The organism is Clostridium chromiireducens, assembly GCF_003575225.1.
In the GTDB taxonomy this organism is placed as follows: Bacteria; Bacillota; Clostridia; order Clostridiales; family Clostridiaceae; genus Clostridium; species Clostridium chromiireducens.
In genome coordinates, this window is the sequence record NZ_QXDJ01000002.1 from 17710 (window position 1) to 39046 (window position 21337).

The 21337-nt window shown below is 30.8% G+C and carries 20 protein-coding genes and 1 riboswitch; of the genes, 16 read left to right on the forward strand and 4 right to left on the reverse strand.

From position 1 onward, the window contains the following. The first annotated feature begins 224 nt into the window (after positions 1-224). From trxA to D2A34_RS05425, 11 genes are all read left to right on the forward strand, one after another. Positions 225-533, forward strand: a complete 309-nt coding sequence (trxA, locus tag D2A34_RS05375) for a thioredoxin (RefSeq protein ID WP_079439318.1) — start codon at positions 225-227, stop codon at positions 531-533. A gap of 307 nt (positions 534-840) precedes the next feature. Next, complete coding sequence (locus tag D2A34_RS05380; RefSeq protein WP_079439317.1) at positions 841-1707, forward strand: NAD(P)/FAD-dependent oxidoreductase; 867 nt, start codon at positions 841-843, stop codon at positions 1705-1707. 10 nt (positions 1708-1717) lie between these two features. After that, positions 1718-2155: a MarR family winged helix-turn-helix transcriptional regulator gene (locus D2A34_RS05385; protein ID WP_079439316.1), complete on the forward strand. Its 438-nt coding sequence runs from the start codon at positions 1718-1720 to the stop codon at positions 2153-2155. Positions 2156-2370: 215 nt separating this feature from the next. After that, positions 2371-3051, forward strand: a complete 681-nt coding sequence (locus tag D2A34_RS05390) for a Crp/Fnr family transcriptional regulator (RefSeq protein WP_079439315.1) — start codon at positions 2371-2373, stop codon at positions 3049-3051. Positions 3052-3077: 26 nt separating this feature from the next. After that, the gene (locus D2A34_RS05395; RefSeq protein WP_119365978.1) at positions 3078-3770 is read left to right on the forward strand and encodes a Crp/Fnr family transcriptional regulator; all 693 of its coding nucleotides are present in this window, start codon (positions 3078-3080) and stop codon (positions 3768-3770) included. 80 nt (positions 3771-3850) lie between these two features. Continuing rightward, entirely contained in the window at positions 3851-4618 is a 768-nt protein-coding gene (locus D2A34_RS05400; RefSeq protein ID WP_079439313.1) for a formate/nitrite transporter family protein, read from the forward strand. A gap of 12 nt (positions 4619-4630) precedes the next feature. Further along, positions 4631-5641, forward strand: a complete 1011-nt coding sequence (gene asrA, locus D2A34_RS05405) for an anaerobic sulfite reductase subunit AsrA (RefSeq protein ID WP_119365979.1) — start codon at positions 4631-4633, stop codon at positions 5639-5641. Further along, positions 5634-6428, forward strand: coding sequence for an anaerobic sulfite reductase subunit AsrB (gene asrB / locus D2A34_RS05410; protein WP_079439311.1), 795 nt, complete (start codon positions 5634-5636; stop codon positions 6426-6428). Before asrA ends, asrB begins: the two co-directional genes overlap by 8 nt. A gap of 14 nt (positions 6429-6442) precedes the next feature. Beyond that, positions 6443-7408, forward strand: coding sequence for a sulfite reductase subunit C (asrC, locus tag D2A34_RS05415; protein WP_119365980.1), 966 nt, complete (start codon positions 6443-6445; stop codon positions 7406-7408). Positions 7409-8309: 901 nt separating this feature from the next. Continuing rightward, positions 8310-9953, forward strand: coding sequence for a hydroxylamine reductase (hcp, locus tag D2A34_RS05420; protein ID WP_119365981.1), 1644 nt, complete (start codon positions 8310-8312; stop codon positions 9951-9953). A gap of 362 nt (positions 9954-10315) precedes the next feature. Continuing rightward, the gene (locus tag D2A34_RS05425; RefSeq protein ID WP_119365982.1) at positions 10316-12154 is read left to right on the forward strand and encodes an APC family permease; all 1839 of its coding nucleotides are present in this window, start codon (positions 10316-10318) and stop codon (positions 12152-12154) included. Positions 12155-12262: 108 nt separating this feature from the next. On the opposite strand, the gene D2A34_RS05430 is transcribed toward D2A34_RS05425, so the two are convergent. After that, complete coding sequence (locus D2A34_RS05430) at positions 12263-13696, reverse strand: amino acid permease (RefSeq protein WP_119365983.1); 1434 nt, start codon at positions 13694-13696, stop codon at positions 12263-12265. A gap of 155 nt (positions 13697-13851) precedes the next feature. Further along, positions 13852-14026, reverse strand: a riboswitch (Lysine riboswitch). A 315-nt stretch (positions 14027-14341) separates the two neighbouring features. Between D2A34_RS05430 and D2A34_RS05435 the strand changes: the two genes are divergently transcribed. The 3 genes from D2A34_RS05435 (at position 14342) to D2A34_RS05445 (ending at position 16846) form a co-directional block, all read left to right on the forward strand. Further along, positions 14342-15175: a transporter substrate-binding domain-containing protein gene (locus tag D2A34_RS05435; RefSeq protein ID WP_079439306.1), complete on the forward strand. Its 834-nt coding sequence runs from the start codon at positions 14342-14344 to the stop codon at positions 15173-15175. Positions 15176-15275: 100 nt separating this feature from the next. Further along, complete coding sequence (locus D2A34_RS05440; protein ID WP_079439305.1) at positions 15276-16082, forward strand: amino acid ABC transporter permease; 807 nt, start codon at positions 15276-15278, stop codon at positions 16080-16082. Continuing rightward, positions 16082-16846: an amino acid ABC transporter ATP-binding protein gene (locus tag D2A34_RS05445; RefSeq protein ID WP_079439304.1), complete on the forward strand. Its 765-nt coding sequence runs from the start codon at positions 16082-16084 to the stop codon at positions 16844-16846. Before D2A34_RS05440 ends, D2A34_RS05445 begins: the two co-directional genes overlap by 1 nt. Positions 16847-16922: 76 nt before the next feature. Here D2A34_RS05445 and D2A34_RS05450 read toward each other — a convergent pair whose 3' ends face one another. From D2A34_RS05450 to D2A34_RS05460, 3 genes are all read right to left on the reverse strand, one after another. Beyond that, a complete protein-coding gene (locus tag D2A34_RS05450; protein ID WP_079439303.1) occupies positions 16923-17723 on the reverse strand; it encodes an ABC transporter permease in 801 nt (266 codons plus the stop codon). Further along, complete coding sequence (locus D2A34_RS05455) at positions 17717-18421, reverse strand: ABC transporter ATP-binding protein (RefSeq protein ID WP_169896780.1); 705 nt, start codon at positions 18419-18421, stop codon at positions 17717-17719. Before D2A34_RS05455 ends, D2A34_RS05450 begins: the two co-directional genes overlap by 7 nt. Before the next feature lie 74 nt (positions 18422-18495). Continuing rightward, positions 18496-18864, reverse strand: coding sequence for a GntR family transcriptional regulator (locus D2A34_RS05460; protein WP_079439301.1), 369 nt, complete (start codon positions 18862-18864; stop codon positions 18496-18498). A gap of 287 nt (positions 18865-19151) precedes the next feature. On the opposite strand from D2A34_RS05460, the gene D2A34_RS05465 reads away from it, so the two are divergent. Together D2A34_RS05465 and nadA are read left to right on the forward strand one after the other, a co-directional pair. Continuing rightward, positions 19152-20198, forward strand: coding sequence for a PocR ligand-binding domain-containing protein (locus tag D2A34_RS05465; protein ID WP_079439300.1), 1047 nt, complete (start codon positions 19152-19154; stop codon positions 20196-20198). Positions 20199-20404: 206 nt separating this feature from the next. Further along, the gene (nadA, locus tag D2A34_RS05470; RefSeq protein WP_079439299.1) at positions 20405-21334 is read left to right on the forward strand and encodes a quinolinate synthase NadA; all 930 of its coding nucleotides are present in this window, start codon (positions 20405-20407) and stop codon (positions 21332-21334) included. Positions 21335-21337: the final 3 nt, after the last annotated feature.

Genomic DNA, 21337 nt, shown 5'->3' on the forward strand with positions numbered 1-21337 from the left:
TGTATAGTTTAATACAAAATGAAAAAATAAATAGATTTATCATAAAAAGATTGACAATAATTATTATGCAAAGTAAAATAAAAATATAAATACATTGAGTAAAATTTAATTTCTATAAATATAAAGTGAGTTATGTATACTTAATATATAAATAGATTAAAATAATCATAAAGAAATTATATTTATAAAATATGTTTTTAATATAATAAATGGAGGAATGCAATATGAAAATAGTAGATAGCAATGAATTTAAAAATGAAATAGAGAGTGGAGTTACTATTGTAGATTTTTTTGCAACATGGTGTGGTCCATGTAAAATGTTAGCACCAGTGCTTGAAGGATTATCAAACGATATGGAAGGAAAAGCTAAATTTATTAAAGTTGATATTGATCAGAGTTTAGATCTAGCAAATCAATTCCAAATTTCAAGTGTGCCAACAATGGTTATATTTAAAAATGGAGAAAAAGTAGATCAAATTGTAGGCTTTTTACCAAAAGAAAGAATTCAAGAAGCAATCGAAAAAAGTTTATAATACTTGTAAGGAAAATTATTAAAACATAGTACAATATAAATTGTACTATGTTTTAATAATATAAATATAAATTGACATAAATTTAATTTACGTAAATGAAAAATTACTTAAAAGTATTCATAGATAATAATTTACAAATAGTGGTATGGATTAAAACGTAGACTAAAATTATTAGCGTATTAACATATAATATAAAGGGTATAGGAAATTAGGTGAGACCTAATTTATAAAAATAAAGATGGTCCATATAGGATATATTAATTAATAGTGCGAAAATTCATAAAGTAATTTGTTGGAGGAAATTAATATGAGTGAAAGATATGATATTGCAATAGTGGGCAGTGGGCCAGCGGGCTTATCAGCTGCATTAAATGCAAAAATAAGAAAGAAAAACTTTATTATATTCGGGAATAAAGAACTTTCCGGTAAGCTTACCAAAGCTCATGAAATAAATAATTATTTAGGATTTTATAGAAAGAGCGGAAAAGAAATTCAAGAAGAGTTTAACAATCATTTAAAAGAAATGGATATAAGTATAACGGAAGAAAGAATTAATACTATATATGCAATGGGAGATTATTTCGCATTAATGGTAAATGAAAAAATGTATGAAGCAACTTCAGTTATATTAGCAACAGGAGTTCAATATGGAAAACTATTTGATGGGGAAGAAAGGCTATTAGGAAAAGGTGTAGGGTATTGTGCAACCTGTGATGCACCTTTATATAAAGATAAAATAGTTACGATAATAGCCTACAATAAGCATGAGGAGGAAGAAGCAAATTTTATAGCATCTATAGCATCTAAAGTTTACTATATTCCTATGTATATTGAAGAAGTTGAAGTTGATGCTTCTATTGAAATAATAAAAGATACTCCATTAGAAATCATAGGGGAAGATAAAGTGAGTAAGTTAAAGCTTAATAATTCAGAGATAGATACTGATGGTATTTTTATATTAAGAGACAGTATTTCCCCAGGTCAGTTGGTTCCAGGAATAATATTAGCAGATAATCACATAGAAGTTGATAGGATGATGAAAACAAACATACCAGGTTGTTTTGCATCTGGAGATGTTGTTGGGAAGCCATATCAATATATAAAATCAGCTGGAGAGGGGAATATAGCTGGCTTATCAGCAGCAAGCTATGTAGACTCAATAAATAAGAAATAGGAGATAAAGTATGAAAAAATGCGAATATGAGAATATTAAATTAGATAATCAAATTTGTTTTTCTTTATATGCAGCATCAAGAGAAATAATAAAATTATATAAGCCTATTCTTGATAAATTCAATCTTACATATACGCAATATGTTGCAATGCTTGTATTGTGGGAGGATGAAAAAAGCACGGTTAAGGATATAGGTAAAAGGCTGCACTTAGATTCAGGTACTTTAACCCCATTGTTAAAAAAAATAGAAAGCATGGGATTACTAACAAGACATAGGGATGTAAATGACGATAGAGTTGTAATCGTAGAGTTGACTGAAAAGGGAAGAGCTTTAAAAGATGATATAACAGAAGTGCCACATGAAATAATGTGTAAAGTTAACATGCCACTTGAAAATGCTATAGCATTAAAAAAACATTTGGATGAATTATTAGAGATATTGGAATAAATTAGTTAGACGGAGAGGCAAGGCTGATAAGTTTTGTCTCTTTATTATATATGAGATAAAATGCGCTAATAAAAATAAGTATTAATAATATAATTAGTAGAAATATTCAAATTGTTTTATGTTGTATGTAAATGATATAATAAGTATAAAATTGAGGAATAGGATAAATTTATGGACAGAATCCTTTAAATTTGTAATTTTGGAGGAACGATTTTATGGAAGATATAATATGTAAACTAGAAGGAAATGAATTTTTTAAAGATATTACAACTGAAGAAATTAAGAATCTTATTTATAATACTTCCTATTCGATAAAATCCTATAAAAAGGGAGAAATAATAGCTAATGAGGAAGATAAATGCAGTAGTTTAGGATTTGTCTTAGAGGGAGTAGTTGAAATTCAAAGAATATATCTAAGTGGAAAACAAATTATTTTAAAACGATTAAGTAATGGTGATGTATTTGGTGAAGCGCTAGTTTTTTCCAAGAAATCTAATTACCCTTCAACTGTTATAGCTTTCAGTGAATGCAGCATACTATTTATAAGTAGAGCAGATATATTGAAATTGTGTACAAGAGATGAAAGAGTTTTAGGGAATTTTATGGCTGCATTAAGTAATAAAATACTCATGTTAAATTCTAAAATAAAAACAATAGCTTTTAAAAGTATTAAACATAAAGTAATTAATTATATTTTAGAGCAGGTAAAGATGCAAAAGAGTGAAACTATTAAACTAAAGGAGAGTAAAGAAGAAATTGCATCGTCTTTAGGAATTCCAAGACCATCTTTATCTAGAGAACTGATGAATCTTAGAGATTTAGAATATATTGAATTTGATAGAAATGTAATTAAGATTTTAAAGATTGAAGAATTAGAAGCAGAGTTATTTGATTAAAATATATTATAAAATGTAGGTGCATAATGAAGAATATTACAAAGGAACAGTTAGGGGATTTAGAAATTTTTAATAGTCTATCAAATATAACTTTAGAAAAACTTATTAATTTGGGAGAAACAAAAAATTATAAAGTAGGAAGTCATATTTTTAGAGATAAAGAGAACGTTAATACTTTGTATGTTGTTATGAGTGGAAATGTATCATTATATAAGTTAAATGAAAGTGGTCAAAAACGTGTAATATTTATACTAGGCAAGGGAAAGATGATTAACGATGTTATAATGCAAGATTTGCCTACATCTATTAATTGTGAGATATTTGAGGATGCAAAAATCTTAAGCTACGATAAGAACGCTTTTTTAAAACTTATGGAGGGGGATTTTAATCTAACTAAAAATATTATGGGCTCCTTAGCTATGAAGGTTAGAAGGTTATACAGGCAGTTGAAAAATGCAACAGGTGTAATACGTATGGAGAAAAGACTTGCTGCGAAACTCTGGAAATTAAGTAAGGATTATGGTGTCGAATCTGATAGTGGTGTAATCATCAATATGAACATTAGTGTTACCTATCTTGCAGATTTATTAGGGTCTAAAAGAGAAACTATATCTAGATCACTAAAAATACTTTTGAATGAAAATTTGATTGAATATGAGAATAAAAAAATAAAAGTTATTAGCCAAGAAAAATTATCAGATTTTTTTAAAGCGCCGTGATTTATATCACGGTGCTTTATTTATTAATAATTTATAATAAATATATTAGTAAACGTATATATGAAAGGGGAATTTATAGTATGTTTTGTGAAGAATTTAACAGTGTAATTATGGCAGCGAAGGCAAAAGTTAATTTATTAAAGACAAATAAACTAGGATATTTCATAAGTTCAATGCTTGCAGGTCTTTATGTAGGTATGGGAATTATGCTTATATTCACAATTGGAGGATTATTAGGCGGCAGTGGATCACCTGCAACTAAAATAGTTATGGGGGTATCCTTTGGTGTAGCACTTAGTTTAGTAATAATGGCGGGATCAGAACTTTTTACAGGAAATAATTTTATTATGACAGCCGCTTCTTTAAAGGGCGAGGTAAAATGGACAGACACTATTAATATTTGGATAGTTTGTTTTATAGGAAATTTGGTTGGATCTATCATTGCAGGATATATGTTTTATTGTACAGGCCTTTCAGCAGGACCCGTAGGAGAATTTATTGCAAAGACGTCAGCGACTAAAATGAGCATACCATTTTGGCCATTATTAATGCGTGGAATATTCTGTAATATATTAGTATGTTTAGCTACATGGTGCAGTTTTAAATTAAAGAGTGAATCGGCTAAACTTATTATGATATTTTGGTGTTTATTTGCATTCATAACATCAGGTTTTGAACACAGTGTAGCTAACATGACACTTTTAACAATTGGATTATTTAATCCAGGTACTGCTAGTGTAAGTATTATGGGATACGTGTATAACATAGGAGTAGTAACACTCGGAAATATGATTGGTGGAGCTATATTTTTAGCATTGCCTTACTATATAATTTCAAAAAAGAAGTAAAGGAGAAGGAAAATGGGATATAAATTAAGTAAGAAAAACATAAATGATATAATTAAAGATTTATCAAAAGAATATGTAATATATGCCCCTAAGACATTCGAAGGACAAGGTACTTTTTCAGATACAGATAGAATTCGTTATGGTGAAATAAATGCAATAGATGAAATTGTTTTTGATAAAAAAGCGGAATATTCATATAAAGAAGTATTACTTCCTATTTCCCAAACACTTTTCTACTTCACAGAGGATTCTATAAAGGAAGCAGATGCTCCTAAAAAAGGTGCTATTATTTTCTTAAGAAGTTGTGATTTACATGCAGTAAAACGTATGGATGATATTTATTTAAGAAATGGACAAGAAGATTATTATTATAAGAGAGTAAGAGAAAATGCAAAGTTTATTTTAATGGGGTGTGAAAACTCGTTTGAAAATTGTTTTTGTGTAAGTATGGAAACAAATAAAAATGATGAATATAATGCATACTTAAAAGTAGATGCTGATAATGTATATGTAGATGTTAAGGATGAGGTTTTAGAAAGTATATTTAGAAATGATGAAACTTTAGATGTTAATCCAGACTTTGTAACTGAAAATAGTGTAAAGGTTTCTATACCAGATAATCTTTCCTTAGATGTTATGAAATCAGAAATGTGGAAAGAATACAGTGCTCGTTGTATTGCTTGCGGAAGATGTAACTTTGTCTGTCCTACATGTACTTGCTTTACAATGCAGGATATTTTCTATACTGATAATGGTAAAGCTGGTGAAAGACGAAGAGTATGGGCATCTTGCCATGTAGACGGGTATACAGATATGGCTGGAGGACACAGCTTTAGATTAGATAAAGGACAACGTATGCGTTTTAAGGTATTACATAAGGTATATGATTACAAAAAGAAATGGGGATACCACATGTGTGTTGGATGTGGAAGATGTGATGATATCTGCCCAGAATATATATCGTTCTCTAACTGCGTGAATAAATTAAAAGATGGTATGAAAGAGGTGGCAGACAATGAGTAAAAATGAATATATTCCTTTTTTATCAGAAATTAAAGAAGTAATTAAACATACAGAAATAGAATACACTTTTCGTATGGAATTTAACGGTGATGTAAAACCAGGACAATTCTTTGAAGTATCTCTTCCAAAGTTTGGCGAGGCGCCTATTTCGGTAAGTGGTATAGGGGAAGGTACTGTTGACTTAACTATAAGAAGAGTTGGTAAAGTTACTAATGAAATATTTAATAACTATGTTGGGGATAAATTATTTTTAAGAGGACCGTATGGAAATGGATTCGAGATTGAAAACTACAAAGACAAAGAAGTAGTTGTTGTTGCCGGAGGAACTGGACTTTCACCAGTTAAAGGAATAGTAGATTATTTCTCTAAAAATTCATCGGATGCAAAAGACTTCACATTAATTGCAGGTTTTAAATCACCAAAGGATATTTTGTTTAAAGATGATATTGAAGAGTGGAAAAAGAATATTAATCTTATTCTAACAGTAGATGGTGCAGAAGAAGGATATGAAGGTAACGTTGGAATGGTTACAAAATACATACCTGAACTTCAAATTAAAGATATTAAAAATGCAGTAGTTGTCGTGGTAGGACCTCCTATCATGATGAAATTTACAGTAGCAGAATTTTTGAAACGTGGAATAGAAGAAAACAATGTTTGGATCTCACAAGAAAGAAAAATGTGCTGTGGAATTGGTAAATGTGGACATTGTAAAATAGATGATACATACATTTGCTTAGATGGACCTGTTTTCAACTACTCAAAAGGTAAATCTCTAATAGATTAGGAGGAGTTAAGTCAATGGATTTAAATACTAAAAAAATCAAAAAAAATGCTTTTAGGGTTACTAAAGTAAGAGGAATAACTGCTTCTAGAATTAGGATCCCAGGTGGACATATGGATGCAGATTTACTTGGGAAAATACAAGAGATTGCACAAAAGTACGGAAATGGTACAGTTCATATAACAACACGTCAAGGTTTTGAAGTACCTGGCATAAAGTTTGAAGACATGGATAAGGTAAATGAATTATTACAGCCTATTATTGAAAAATTAGATATAAATCAAGAGATTCCTGGAAAAGGATATACAGCAGCTGGAACTAGAAATGTAGCAGCATGCGTAGGTAACAATGTTTGTCCCTATGCAAATTACAATACATCAGACTTTGCTATGAGAATAGAAAAAGCTATCTTCCCAAATGACTTACATTTTAAAGTAGCATTAACAGGATGTCCTAATGATTGCATAAAAGCAAGAACACATGACTTTGGTATAATAGGAATGACAGAACCACAATATGACATCAATAGATGTGTAAGTTGCGGAGCTTGTGTAAAGGCTTGTAAGAAAAAATCAGTAGGTGCACTTGAATTTGTAAATTATAAAGTTGTAAGAAATGAAGAAAAGTGTATTGGATGTGGTGAATGCGTAATTAATTGTCCAACGAGTGCGTGGACAAGAAGTAAGGAAAAATATTATAAGTTAGTCCTTATGGGTAGATCAGGTAAGAAAAATCCACGTCTTGCTGAAGACTTCTTAATCTGGGCAGATGAACAAAGTATCACTAAAATAATTTTAAATACTTATAAATTCGTTGAAGAATATATAGATAAAGATGCACCAGGTGGTAAAGAGCATATAGGATATATAATTGATAGAGTTGGATTTGAAGAATATAAAAAATGGGCTCTAGAAGGAATAGAATTCCCAGAGAAAACTATCATTAAAGAACGCATTTATTGGAGCGGAATACATTTCTGCTAGAATTAAAGGTATTGCGAATCATTTGAAATATAAAAATACTTGCAGTATAGGACAATTTAAGTTTACTGCCAGACAATCGAACGGGAATATATGTGTTTACTCCGGTTCCTAGAAGATTTTGCTGGGTTATTCTAAGATTATAAGTTGCATCCAAAATGCTTGCTTCAAAGACTACGCTTTTGAACAAGCACATTTGGAACAACTTATAATCTAGAATAACGGCCAGCAAAATCTTCTTATGAACACTCTGTAAAAACATATATTCCCGTTCTTTGTTTGGTAGTAAGTTTAAGATAAGAATATATTAATGCAAGTATTTTTTATTTCTCAGATAAGTAATACCTTTGATAGAGATTATTTACAATCACTAATAAAGTTTGTACTCTTATAATAACAAGCTTATAATTGAGTTGGAAATATTTGCAAGATAGTTAAATTAAGCGTAATACAAAGAAATAGAATACATATATGTGGAGCAGGCATTGAAAAATAAGCTGCTGGTATATCTTAATAGGAAGTTGTTCCACTCTTGCTTGTCATGCGCTTGTCGCAGGAACATGCAGGAGTGGTGCAACTTTCTATTTAGATATACCCAGTGAGATTTTTCATAGCCCTGTGGAACATATATGTATTCTATTTCGGTTGATCATTGCTTTACTTTTAGTCCATCATAACAACTTTAACTTGTGATGACTTAGAGTATACATGAATTCTAGGTTATTTTTATGTATTTATAAAAATAATTCCAAAAGATTTATTACTCGTAACAAATGAAACAGAGTATTTTATGATTTCAATGTAAAATAGGTTCATAAGGTGATTCGAGGGAATGTACCTAACTGATATAGAAATTAATAAAAATTTATTTAATAAAAATTAAGTGTGTGGAGGAGATTTTAATATGGATAATAAAATGTTTTGTTTTCAATGTCAAGAAGCAGCAGGATGTACAGGCTGTACTGTAAAAGGGGTATGTGGTAAGACTCCAGAACTTGCTATGCTACAAGACTTATTAATATATACAACTAGAGGATTATCAGAAGTAGCAACTAGTGCTAGAGAAGAAGGAATAGAAGTATCAAAAGCTATCAATACAATGGTAACTATGAATCTTTTCACTACTATAACTAATGCTAACTTTGATAATGAAATATTCTTTGGAAGAATACAAGAAACTTTAAACTTAAAAGAAGAATTATTAGCAAAATTAGGTAATAAGGAAGAGTTAAGTGAAGCTGCTTTATGGAAAGCGGAGACTAGAAGCGAGATGGAAGCTAAAGCTGGATCAGTTGGAGTATTATCTACTCAAAACGAAGATATCAGAAGCTTAAGAGAGCTTATCACTTATGGATTAAAAGGATTATCTGCATACATGAAACATGCAAATGCTTTAGGATATGAAGATGAAAATATCTGTGCATTCATGCAAAAAGCATTATCACAAACTGCTAATAATAAAGTGTCAGTAGAAGAATATATTGGATTAACTTTGGAAACAGGTAAGTTTGGTGTTGATGGAATGGCTTTATTAGATAAAGCTAATACAGAAAGCTACGGTAACCCAGAAATAACTAAGGTTAATATTGGAGTAGGTAAGAATCCAGGAATATTAGTATCAGGTCATGACTTAAAAGATATAGAACAATTATTAATTCAAACAGAAGGAACAGGAGTAGATGTTTATACTCACTCTGAAATGTTACCAGCTCATTACTATCCACAATTAAAGAAATATTCTCATTTAGTAGGAAACTATGGAAATGCATGGTGGAAGCAAAAAGAAGAATTTGCAAGCTTTAATGGACCAATCCTTATGACTACTAACTGTATAGTGCCTCCAACTGAAAAGGATGGATATATAGATAGAATGTACACTACAGGTGCAGCAGGATTTGAAGGATGTGCTCACATTGCTGCCGATGAAAACGGAAAGAAAGATTTCTCAGCAATTATTGAACAAGCTAAAAAATGTGCAGTTCCGACTCAAATAGAAGAAGGAGAAATCGTTGGTGGATTTGCTCACAATCAAGTGTTAGCATTAGCTGATAAAGTAGTAGAAGCAGTGAAAACTGGAGCTATAAAGAAATTCTTTGTTATGGCAGGATGTGATGGTAGACAAAAAGCTAGATCATACTACACAGACTTTGCGGCAGCTCTTCCAAAAGATACTGTTATATTAACAGCGGGTTGTGCAAAATATAAATATAACAAATTAGATTTAGGAGATATTGGTGGAATCCCAAGAGTTTTAGATGCAGGACAATGTAATGATTCTTATTCACTAGCAGTAATTGCATTAAAACTTAAAGAAGTATTTGCCCTTGAAGATATAAATGAATTACCAATAGCATTTAATATTGCATGGTATGAACAAAAAGCTGTAATAGTTCTTTTATCACTATTATACTTAGGAGTAAAGAATATTCACCTAGGACCAACACTTCCAGCATTCCTTTCACCAAATGTAGCTAAAGTTTTAGTAGAAAGCTTTGGTATAGGTGGAATCACAAATGTTGAAGATGATATGGCAATGTTCTTAAAATAGAATTCTAAATTTAATAATTCATATAATTTGAATTAACAATTAATATAACCTTTAGGTATTTCTAAATGTAAGAAATGCCTAAAGGTATTTTTATTTTATTAAAAATTTATTCAATAATTATTTAAGAAGTAAGTTTAGAATAGAATAATACAAAGCATTAGGCAAACCATAGAAAAAAAGTCGGAAAATAAATTCGAATGAAAACGTATTAGTGATCCACTGAGATATTTACAATAAACATTAATAAGAATATAATCTGTATTATTGTAATACTTACTATAAAAGGAAAATACATTCATTTTTATTATTAGGTAGTGATTTTATAATATGAGGTTAGTTTTAAATATTATGGGGGAATAACTATGTTTAAAAAAATTCAATCACTATTAATAGGAAGGGCTCTTAAAACTACTGAATTAGCAGAAGAAAAGTTTAATGTTTTGTGGGGTCTTCCGATATTATCGAGCGATGCTATTTCATCAGTGGCTTATGCTAGTGAAGAAATATTACTAGTCCTTATACCTGTACTTGGTATGCGTGCGTATGCATCAATGATAGAAATAGCTATTTCCATTACGATACTATTAGGGATAATTGTATTTTCGTATAGGCAAATAATCGATAGCTTTCCCCATGGAGGAGGATCTTACATTGTTGCGAGTCAAAATATAGGTAAATTGCCTGGTCTTGTAGCAGCATCTTCTTTAATAATAGATTATCTTCTAACTGTCGCTGTTAGTACATGTGCGGGAGCAGCTGCAATCACATCAGCAATTCCAGCATTATTACCACATCAGGCGTTAATAGCCATTTTTGTAATTGGTCTAATCGCACTAGGTAATCTAAGAGGAATAAGGGATTCATCAAAGTTTTTTGGAGTACCAACATATTTATTTATATTTTCAATAATGATTATGATAATAACAGGAATTTTCAAAGTTTTGGTGTTAAAAGAAAATCCAGTGCAATTGTATACAATACCTCAAGCTACTGGAGATTTGACTTTATTGTTATTCCTAAAAGCCTTTTCTTCAGGGTGTACAGCTCTAACAGGAATAGAAGCAGTAAGTGATGGGATACCAAATTTTAAGAATCCAGCCCAAAGGAATGCTAAAGTCGTATTAGGCACACTTGCCTGCATTGTTTTTCTTATATTTGGTGGAATATCATATCTTTCAACAATGTATAAAGCGTCACCAGGGGAAGATATTACAGTAATAGCACAAATAGCTATTCAGGTTTTTGGTCAGAACAGCCTAATGTTTTTTGTCGTACAAGCTACAACTGCTGTTATCTTAACACTTGCGGCTAATACTGCATTTTCAGATTTGCCTTTACTACTTTCAATACTAGCTAAAGATGGATATGTGCCAAGACAGCTTGGCAAAAGAGGAACTAGATTAAGTTTTTCCAATGGTATAGTATTATTATTTCTAGCATCTTCAGTTTTAGTTTATATTGCTAACGGAAGTACACATGTATTGTTATCTCTATATGCAGTCGGAGTATTTATATCATTTACTTTATCACAGTTTGGGATGTTTAAGAAATGGACAAAGAGCAGAGAAGGAAATTGGAGGCATAAAGCTTTTATAAACGGATTAGGGGCCACAGTTACTGCAGTAACATGCATAATAATCGGAATTGAGAAATTTAAACATGGTGCATGGGTTGTACTTATATGTATACCAATCTTAGTAGTAGGAATGCTTAGGGTTAGAAGGCATTATACAAAAGTTAGGGAAAATTTAAGAATTGAAACAGATTTAGAAAGTTTAATTGTAAGGGAAGCTATAACTAAATATGTTATTGTTCCGGTCCAAACAATAAATAAATCTTTTATTAAGAGTTTAAATTATGCTTTAACAGTTGGAGAAAATATAGAGGTTTATCACGTGAGTACAGATGAAGAGATAACTAAAAAATTAATTGAAAAATATAATAGATTAGGAATAAGAGCGCCACTCATAATAGAGAATGCACCATATAGGAATGTCAATGAAAAATTGCTTGCTTATGTGGAAGAGAAACATAAACAGCTAAAAACCCATGAAGTTATAACAGTAGTAATGCCTCAATTTATTATACATAAATGGTGGCATCAAGCTCTCCATAATCAAACATCGATTCTACTTCGAAGAGCTATATTAAAGATGAGAAATGTAGTAATTATTACCGTACCTTATATAATTAATGAATAGCCTATATAAAAAAATGAGAGTAACCAAAGCTATTTTGGTACTCTCATTTTTTTGTTATTATGGAATATAATTTTTGCTTGGATATATACACATACAAAAATTATATATTTATGCAGATTTTTTATTAGAATAACTTACGTCAACATCATCTAAAGGAATAACTTTAGTTTTGTATTTAACCTTATAACCTATGTATAATATTATAAATAAAGGAAGGCCTATATATGCTGCAATTAATCCATTCCAATCAATCGCCTCAGGAGTAATATATGAATATCCTTGACCTATTATTATAATAATACACATTAATAATGCTAATATAGGACCAAATGGATATAAGCTAGCCTTATATTTTAAGTCATTTAAGTCTTTACCTTGGTGAACATATGCTTTTCTAAATCTGTAATGACATATTGCTATCCCTACCCAGGCAATAAATCCAGCAAGACCAGATGCCGCAACTAACCAAACGTAAACGGTACTTTCTGCATATAAACCTGTTAAAAAGCAGGCAGAAGCAATTAATGTAGTTAAAAGTACAGCATTTACAGGCACGCCTCTTTCATTTGTTTTAGCAAAAACTTTAGGTGCCATACCTTCTTTAGCCATCGCATAAAGCATTCTACTTGATGCATACATACCAGAATTACCAGCAGATAATACAGAAGTTAATATAATCGCATTTATCAATGAAGCAGCACCTGCTATACCAGCTCTTTCAAATACCATTGTAAATGGGCTGGTATCAAGACTAGCTTCAGTAAATGGTATTATTGCGCCTAAAACAATTATTGTTCCTAAGTAAAATATTAATATTCTCCAAAATATTGATTTTATAGCTTTAGGTATATTTTTCTCAGAATCTTCACTCTCACCAGCAGCAATTCCTATAAGTTCTGTACCTTGGAATGAAAAACCAGCGATTAAGAATATAGAGAATATAGACGTAATTCCTCCATGGAAAGGCCCATCTTCTAGAGTGAAGTTATGGAATCCTATTTGTTCTCCGCCCATTATTCCTACGATCATTAAAACACCAATTACAATAAATACAAGAACAGTAACAACTTTAATTCCAGCAAACCAGTATTCTGATTCACCATATGCTTTTGATGATAAAATGTTTAATCCTACTATAATTGCTAAAAACAATATACTCCAATATAGCGCGTTTACATTTGGGAACCAGTATTTCATCAACAAAGAACCAGCAACCATTTCAGCTGCTATTGTTATTGCCCAGTTATACCAATAATTCCATCCAAGTGCAAACCCAAGTGCAGGATCAATAAATTTATTAGCATAGGAACTAAAAGATCCTGGAATAGGCATATGAGTTGCCATCTCCCCTAAGCTTGTCATTAAAAAATACACCATTATTCCGACTAATGCATAAGCTACAAGTGCACCACCAGGTCCAGCCTGATGTAAAGTATCACCCATAGCAAGAAATATACCAGTACCGATAGATCCGCCTATAGCAATCATATTCAAATGTCTTGCTTTTAAGCTTCTTTTTAATTCGTTATTTTGTTCACCCATTTTTTCTCCTCCAGTATGGTTTTATAATTCCATAGGTAAGCAACTAAGATAATATAAACATTATAAAAATAAAAAAAGCCATGAGAGCATACTCATGACATAAATACGAAAATTATATATTCTATAAAAAATATTATAAACCATCGTATAATTACATTGAAAATAGCTCTCCACAAAATAATTCGTGACAGTCTTATGCATATTTTACATAAGCCCAGCAAATAGTATTAAAGCAATTAACTATTTACTTCGGCGAAAGATCCTTTCGTATCACATCATCAAGCTTACCTCCGCAATACTACTTTTAAATTTCGCGCCTCTATCTTAGTTATCTATCTATTATTTCACATATAATTATCTAATATAACTGGAGTTATGTCAATATTTTTAATTTTTTAATATAAAAATTAAAAATATATCACTTTTACTGAAATAAGAACAAAGCGGTTTAGTTGATATATTATTAATGTATTGATGAATATTTTAACAAATGCTTAGTAAAATCAACCAAAAGTATTTTAATTGACAACGATATAGGCTGCGAGTATAATTCAGTATAGAAATGCTTGTTATTGACAATGGGGTCAACTTTATTAAGGAAGGTTGACTTATTTTTTTAGAAAATTAAATATAGGGGGATACATTATGAAAAGATTAAAAAAAATAATTGCTGGGGTCTTATGTGTTGCAACTGTTGGTGTATTAGCAGGTTGTGGTTCTAAGAATGCAAGTAATGAAAAAGTGCTACGTGTAGGAATGGAAGCTGCATATGCGCCATTCAATTATACACAAACAGATGATGCTAATGGAGCAGTTAAAATTAAAGGAAGCAATGAATATGCCAATGGTTATGATGTTATGATGGCTAAAAAAATTGCTGACAAAATAGGTTACACAGTCGAAATAAATAAAATGGAATGGGATGGATTAGTTCCGGGAGTAAATTCAGGAAAAATTGATGTCTCAATAGCAGGTCAAAGTATCACAGCTGAACGTTTGCAAACTGTAGATTTTTCTGATCCATACTATAAAGCTAATATTGTGGCTCTTACTAAGAAAGGTACTGCTTATGAAAATGCAAAAAGCATTGCAGATTTAAAGGGAGCAATTTGTACATCTCAATTAAATACAGTTTGGTATGACATGTTAAAGCAAATTCCAGATGCTAATATTCAGCCTGCTATGGATACAGTTCCATCATTAATAGTTGCACTTTCATCAGGAAAGGTAAATGTTGTTGCAGTAGATAAGCCAACAGCTATGGCAGCAGCTTACTCGAATCCAGATTTAGTTATGCTTGATTTACAAGGTGATAAAGGATTTAAAGCTTCTGATGAAGATGTTAACATGGGAATTGCGATTAAAAAAGGAAACAAAGAATTAACTGACAAGATAAATAAAGCACTTTCAGAAATTTCAGAAGAAGAACGTAATAAAATGATGGAAGAGGCTATAAAAGTTCAACCATTATCAAAATAATACTAATAATAAATAAAGAGGAGGTTTATATGTATTAGCCTCCTTTTTTAATTAGATATTTCAAATGGTAAAATATATTTTTGGTGAGGTGGAAAATAATATGACATCAAATTTACCAGAGGGATTTTTTCAATGGGTTTGGTATCTTTTACAACAGTATGGCACTTTATTTATACAAGGAGCATTATATACACTTTTAATTGCTGTGATTGGTACGATAGCCGGGTGTATTATTGGTTTTTTGGTAGGTATAGTAAGAACTATTGAGGTAAATCCTGAAGCTAATAAAATTAAAAGTGGTCTTTTAAAAGGTGTGCAATGGATATTGACCGCTTATGTAGAATTCTTTAGAGGCACACCAATGATTGTACAATCTATGGTTATATTTTATGGTGCTATGGAGGTATTCGGCATTGATATGTCTCCATTGGCAGCAGGATTGTTAGTTGTTTCAATTAATACAGGAGCATATATGGCAGAGACTGTTCGTGGTGGTATAGCGTCAATTGATCCGGGGCAGACCGAGGGTGCAAAGGCAATTGGAATGACACATTTTCAAACTATGCTATATATAGTACTTCCTCAAACATTGAGGAATATTATGCCTCAAATAGGTAATAACCTAATTATCAATATTAAGGATACATCTGTATTGAACGTAATATCTGTAACAGAGCTATACTTCGCAGGTAAGTCAGCTGCAGGTGCTTATTACAAATACTTTGAAGTATTCTTTATAATATGTGTAATTTATTTTGTTATGAATTTGGCTGTTTCTCGCTTATTACGTTTTATAGAGAAGAAAATGGACGGGCCGGATAGCTATAAATTAGTAACAAGTGATTATATGTCAGGAGAAATTACTGAAAATAGTTCAACTATTAAAATCAAGGGAGGGAAACAATAATGGAAGCTATCGAAAATGTGAATGGCAATTCTCCTATATTAGAAATCAACCATTTAGGAAAAACTTTTGGAAATAACGAAGTTTTAAAAGATATTGATTTTAAAATAAATCAAGGAGATGTAGTTTGTATTATTGGAGCATCAGGATCAGGAAAATCAACCCTTCTTAGATGTATCAATATGCTAGAGACCCCTACTTCAGGTGAAATATTACATGACAAAGAGAATATATTAAGTAAACGTAAAGAAATAACTAGCTACAGGGCAAAAGTTGGAATGGTATTCCAACAGTTTAATTTATTTAGTAATATGACAGTACTTGATAACTGCATGATTGGAGTTACTAAAGTATTAAAGAAAGACAAGGATTATGCAAATAATATTGCAATGAAGTATTTGAAAAAGGTGGGAATGGCCCCATACATAAATGCAAAGCCTCATCAACTTTCTGGAGGGCAAAAGCAAAGAGTAGCAATCGCTCGTGCACTTGCTATGGAGCCGGAAGTCTTGTTATTTGATGAGCCAACTAGTGCTCTAGACCCAGAAATGGTAGGAGAAGTTTTAGCAGTTATGCGTGAACTTGCAAGTGAAGGGATGACTATGATTATAGTAACCCACGAAATGGCATTTGCAAGAGATGTATCTACTAGAACAGTATTTATGGAAAAGGGAGTTATTGTTGAAGATGACACCCCTAAAGTTATATTTAATAATCCTAAAAATAAGCGTACTCGCGAATTCTTATCAAGATTTATGGACAATTAAAATTAACTCCCGACAATGATTTAATATCTATAGTCGGGAGTTTTTTATTTTTCAATGGATTTACTAATCAATTTACCTATTCTAAGTTTAATTTATTCTTCAATATATAGTGAGTTATTATAAAATAGGCAGCAAAGAATATTAAGTTAATAATAATTACACCTATTAAAAGTAAATGAACTGGACCGAAAGAGTGAATATTATTAAATGGATTCCAATTACTTAATGAAAAAGTGATGCCTACAATTGATGAAATTGCTGTTGTAATTAAATTTAATACTATGAAAGCGCCAAAAGCTGAAAGAATTCTATGCTTGCTAAATAAGTGACCAATTGATATTGATGCATAAATCATAGTAATAAATTTAATGAATTGAACCAAGATAGCAATAAGACCTTCAAGTATTACAATAAAAATTTGTCCTCCAAACTCCGTATAAGCTTCTGAAAAGCCATGAGAAAGTTCAGAAAAGAATCTGGCAAATCCACTAGGATCAAATGCCATGATGATTATTGAAAGCACTGCGATGATCCCGCTTATTATATTCCAAAAAGTCGCAATTGAAAGTTTGCTTATAATATTGGTAATAGTAGTTACAGGAAGAGTATTCATTAAATATCCTTCATCTCCAAGTAGGTTCTTATAAAATCTTTGTATTACTACAAAAAAAGTTACTATAAACACAGCAGCCATAGTACAGCCATATCCAAAGATACTTAGAATAAATGGTATTCCACCAAAGCCGTCAAGTTTATTTGAAAAACCAGTTCCAATAAAGATTTTATTTATAATGGCAAAGGCTAATAATGCTATATAAAGTGGTATTAGTATTCTACCAGTAGCTTTTATCTCATATTTCATCAATTTTCCTAACATCTAAATACCTCCCTAAATAGAGCATCAACGCTCTTTCCTTCACTTTCTCTAATTTCATCAACACTTTTAGTTAAGAATATATTTCCATAAGAAATGAATACTACATCATCTAATATTCTTTCAATATCCGAAATAAGATGAGTAGAGATAATAATAGTAGCATTTTCGTTATAATTAGTTATGATTGTATTTAAAATATAATCTCTAGCTGCTGGATCTACACCTGCTATAGGCTCATCTAGTAAATATAAATCTGCCTCTCTACTCATAACCAAGATGAGTTGAACTTTCTCTTTTGTTCCTTTTGACATAGTTTTTAATTTATCATTAGGATTGATATTTAATTTTGCCAACATGTTATATGCTCTCTCAGGATTGAAATTATCATAAAAATCTTTAAAGAAATTAATAATATCAGAAACTTTCATCCAATCATTTAGATAAGTTCTTTCTGGTAAGTAAGATACAATCTTTTTTGTTTCTACACCAGGTTTATTTCCTGCTATTAGAATTTCTCCACTTGATGGAGTTAAAAGGCCATTTGCAAGTTTTATAAGCGTACTTTTCCCGCTGCCATTAGGTCCTAAAAGCCCAACAATTCTTCCTCGATTAACTGTTAAATTTATACCTTTTAAGGCTTCAGCATTAGCATAAGTTTTAAATAAATTTTTACATTCTAAAATAGGGCTATTATCCAGGCTGTCATTTTTATAAGCAGAGATTGTATCAGTTTCATTAGAATTATACAAGATTTTATTGTCAACATTACTCATTATTTCATCTCCTTTGATATAACTTCTATAAGTTGTATTGTCTCTTGTTTTGTATAACCTATTTTCTCCATATTGAAGAGAAATTTTTCGATTTGCTCTTTTGCTAAACCGTTTCTTATATCTTTTATCATACTAATATCCTCCGTAATGAATCTACCACTTGTTCTTTGACTAAATACTAAACCTGTTCGTTCTAATTCAGTTAATGCTTTTTGCATTGTATTAGGATTTACAGCTGCATCAGCTGCCATCTCTCTAACTGAGGGTAATTTATCCCCCGCCTTATATATGCCTGAAACTATTCTAAGTTGAATTTGTTCCATAAGCTGCACGTAAATTGGTCTATCGTCATTAAAATTCCATGACATAGTCTCACTCCTTCATAAATTTTATCATTGTGTTACTGTACTAGGTTGTTAATACAATAATACAATGACAGTTATTTTATGTCAATATACAAATTAAAATATTTTTAAAAGAAAATATTTTATATATTCCGTTAATAATCATATAAATTATAAAAAATAAATCTTAAGTAGAATGGAAATAAGTCGATATTTATAGAGAAATGTTATAATTTAGCATAGATTTCTAGACATTTTGATATTTGCATAACCGTAAGTCTATTTACAGACAAAAAATGAGGGGGATTTTCATGATAAAATTATTAGAGAATAATGAACTTGATATGGAGGCTTTGGAAATAAAAGATATAATTGATATTAAGTTATTGCAGAAGTTTCAGGATGATTTTGCTTTCGCTATGAATTGCGCGAGCGTAACTGTAGATAAAGATGGGAATCCGGTAACTAATCCAAGTTCTTATACCACTTTTTGTGATAAATTCGTTCATTCAACTAAAATTGGAGATGATAGATGTGCAGCATCTCATAAGAGGATGGGAGAAGAAGCAGCAAGAACCGGAAAACCTTATGTAGGTTTATGTCACGCTGGATTAGTAGATTTTGCCGCACCAATAATTATAGAAGGAAGACTAATTGGAACTGTTCTAGGAGGGCAAATGTTAACCGAAGCCCCTAAAGAAAGTAATGTTATCCAAATAGCTAAAGAAATAAATGTTGATCCTAATTCATTTGTTAGCGCAGCTAATGAAGTTGGCAGGGTAGATATGAAACATATTGAAGCAGCAGCAAGTGTATTGTTTTTAGTTGTAAACTCCCTTGCTAAAAATGGTCATAATGAATTAAATTTAGATATTTTAACGAAAAAATTAAGCAATAATTTTATGCAGGTATCTGCTACAATAGAAGAACTTTCAGCTTCTGCAACTAATATTACATCTCAGCAAGAGGAATTAAATGGTGAAATAAGTCAAGTAGGAGAGATTACTGAAAAGATTAATGCAATACTTGATTCTATAAAGAGCCTTGCAGCTCAAACAAAAATGTTAGGGCTTAATGCATCAATTGAAGCCGCACGTGCTGGTGAAGTAGGAAAGGGATTCTCGGTTGTTGCAAAAGAGATAAAAAATTTAGCGGAGAATTCAAAAGAAACAGCAAAGAGTATTTCTGATTTAACAATTAAGATTCAGGAATCAGTTCAAGGGACTATCAAAAATTCTAAAATAACTCTTGATACAACTAAGGAACAAGCAAAAGCTATGGAAGCAGTAACACTAAATATTCAGGATTCTGTATATATTGTAGATCAATTAAGTAATATGATGGAAAATTTAAGATAATAATATGTAGTTACTTTCAATATTATTTGAAAGTAACTTTTTTATTGCACGAGGGCATTAAAGAACTTTAGCTGGATAAAAAGTAGATATTGCCTTGTTCTATTATATGTTTATTATCATTGTTATTGAATAGGAGAAATTATGTGATATAATTATATTTACAGGTGTATATACACCTGTAAATAATAAAAGAAAGAAGTGTAAATATGGGGGCAGATTTAGTTAAAGAAATATTAAAATTGAAAAAAGAAAAGAATGCGGTTATTCTTGCTCATTATTACCAGCCAGGATTTGTACAAGAATTAGCAGATTATGTGGGGGATTCTTATTATTTAAGTGAAGTAGCTAGAGATTGCACCGAAGAAACTATAATGTTTTGTGGAGTTAGATTTATGGCAGAAAGTGCGAAGATACTATCGCCGCATAAAACTGTTCTGATGCCATGTGCGAGTGCAGGATGTTCTATGGCAGATATGGCTAGTGGTAAGGCCTTATTAGAATTAAAGGAAAAGTATCCAGAAGCTTATGTTGTATGCTACATAAATTCGACAGCTAATGTAAAAGCACATTGTGATTTAGCTGTAACATCTTCAAGTGCACTAAAGATATTAAAAAATGTACCTAGTAAACAAATAATGTTTTTACCAGATAGAAATTTAGGTGAATATATTTCGGAGTTCTTTCCTGAAAAAGAATTTATATTATGGGATGGTTTTTGCAGATGTCATAATAAAATAAGCAGAGAAGATATATTAAAAGAAAAAGAAAAACACAAAGGTGCGAAAGTATTGGTGCATCCAGAGTGTACAAAAGAAATTAGAGATATTGCTGATTATGTAGGAAGTACAAGTGGAATTATAGATTATGCAACTAAAAATGATGGAAATGAATTTATTATAGCAACAGAAGAAGGAATTTTACATGAATTGAAAAAGAAAAATCCTAATAAAGATTTCTTTATCCCTGGAGATAAAATATGTTGCCAGGATATGAAAAAGACAACTCTTGAAAATTTATATGATGCTCTATTGAATGGAAAAAATGAAATGATTTTAAATGAAGATATTAGAAAAAAAGCTTTGAAATCATTGGAAAATATGCACATATTAGCATCTGAAGATGCGAAAGACATTTAGGTA

Excerpts from the sequence above, each read along its gene's own strand:
- trxA (WP_079439318.1), top strand. The coding sequence starts at position 225 with ATGAAAATAGTAGATAGCAATGAATTTAAAAATGAAATAGAGAGTGGA.
- D2A34_RS05380 (WP_079439317.1), top strand. The coding sequence starts at position 841 with ATGAGTGAAAGATATGATATTGCAATAGTGGGCAGTGGGCCAGCGGGC.
- D2A34_RS05385 (WP_079439316.1), top strand. The coding sequence starts at position 1,718 with ATGAAAAAATGCGAATATGAGAATATTAAATTAGATAATCAAATTTGT.
- D2A34_RS05390 (WP_079439315.1), top strand. The coding sequence starts at position 2,371 with ATGGAAGATATAATATGTAAACTAGAAGGAAATGAATTTTTTAAAGAT.
- D2A34_RS05395 (WP_119365978.1), top strand. The coding sequence starts at position 3,078 with ATGAAGAATATTACAAAGGAACAGTTAGGGGATTTAGAAATTTTTAAT.
- D2A34_RS05400 (WP_079439313.1), top strand. The coding sequence starts at position 3,851 with ATGTTTTGTGAAGAATTTAACAGTGTAATTATGGCAGCGAAGGCAAAA.
- asrA (WP_119365979.1), top strand. The coding sequence starts at position 4,631 with ATGGGATATAAATTAAGTAAGAAAAACATAAATGATATAATTAAAGAT.
- asrB (WP_079439311.1), top strand. The coding sequence starts at position 5,634 with ATGAGTAAAAATGAATATATTCCTTTTTTATCAGAAATTAAAGAAGTA.
- asrC (WP_119365980.1), top strand. The coding sequence starts at position 6,443 with ATGGATTTAAATACTAAAAAAATCAAAAAAAATGCTTTTAGGGTTACT.
- hcp (WP_119365981.1), top strand. The coding sequence starts at position 8,310 with ATGGATAATAAAATGTTTTGTTTTCAATGTCAAGAAGCAGCAGGATGT.
- D2A34_RS05425 (WP_119365982.1), top strand. The coding sequence starts at position 10,316 with ATGTTTAAAAAAATTCAATCACTATTAATAGGAAGGGCTCTTAAAACT.
- D2A34_RS05430 (WP_119365983.1), bottom strand. The coding sequence starts at position 13,696 with ATGGGTGAACAAAATAACGAATTAAAAAGAAGCTTAAAAGCAAGACAT.
- D2A34_RS05435 (WP_079439306.1), top strand. The coding sequence starts at position 14,342 with ATGAAAAGATTAAAAAAAATAATTGCTGGGGTCTTATGTGTTGCAACT.
- D2A34_RS05440 (WP_079439305.1), top strand. The coding sequence starts at position 15,276 with ATGACATCAAATTTACCAGAGGGATTTTTTCAATGGGTTTGGTATCTT.
- D2A34_RS05445 (WP_079439304.1), top strand. The coding sequence starts at position 16,082 with ATGGAAGCTATCGAAAATGTGAATGGCAATTCTCCTATATTAGAAATC.
- D2A34_RS05450 (WP_079439303.1), bottom strand. The coding sequence starts at position 17,723 with ATGTTAGGAAAATTGATGAAATATGAGATAAAAGCTACTGGTAGAATA.
- D2A34_RS05460 (WP_079439301.1), bottom strand. The coding sequence starts at position 18,864 with ATGTCATGGAATTTTAATGACGATAGACCAATTTACGTGCAGCTTATG.
- D2A34_RS05465 (WP_079439300.1), top strand. The coding sequence starts at position 19,152 with ATGATAAAATTATTAGAGAATAATGAACTTGATATGGAGGCTTTGGAA.
- nadA (WP_079439299.1), top strand. The coding sequence starts at position 20,405 with ATGGGGGCAGATTTAGTTAAAGAAATATTAAAATTGAAAAAAGAAAAG.